Source organism: Peribacillus sp. P4_C12 (assembly GCF_056402095.1).
The window spans coordinates 1-655 of the sequence record NZ_JBFUIB010001116.1 but is presented as its reverse complement, the minus strand read 5'-3'; the positions used below and the strand labels follow the sequence as shown (position 1 = coordinate 655).

Below are 655 nucleotides of genomic sequence, written 5' to 3'. Positions count from 1 at the left end.
GATTTATTACCCATAATATACAAAAAACTGTGGCAATTTGATTCCACAATATCAAAACCGCACCATAGCAAATTACCCCCGCTATGATAAAATGAAAAACGAAAAGACTATCAGCACCTTCTATTATTATTAAAAACTTCGTTTGTTCTTCTCCACCTGATCTACAGATGATAGTGTGAAACTTCCTTCGCTGGGACTTTTACAGGGATTTTACAAACATGATAGTACGAAGCAGCTTGCCTTTATCATCATACGTATTTGGTTAGGAGTGAAATTGTTGTTACAGAAGTTAAATCATTTTCTTGAAAAGACCATGCCTTTTATCACGCCAACTGGTGTAGTGGTCGGCGTATTGCTTGCCAGTTATTTAGATTCCTATATATTCCTCGTCCCTTGGATTTTTGCATTTATTACTTTTTCCGGAAGTTTAGGATCGAATTTCAGTTCATTGAAACGTATCGCTTCCAATCCCTTACCGATAATTGTGGTCCTTTGTATCCTGCATATTGTCATGCCAATTTGGGCCTGGCTACTTGGACACCTGGTGTTTCCTGGAGACAATCTAACCATAACTGGTTTAGTTCTAGGTGTTGTGATTCCAACTGGTGTTACCAGTTTGCTTTGGGTATCCATTTACAAAGGGAACACCCTGCTC

1 pseudogene is annotated in these 655 nt (G+C 38.6%); it reads left to right on the top strand.

Features of this window, described 5'->3' with window-relative positions:
- Positions 1 to 274 precede the first annotated feature (274 nt).
- Positions 275 to 655 (top strand): annotated as a pseudogene (locus AC1DUW_RS31660) (bile acid:sodium symporter family protein); the annotation flags it as partial.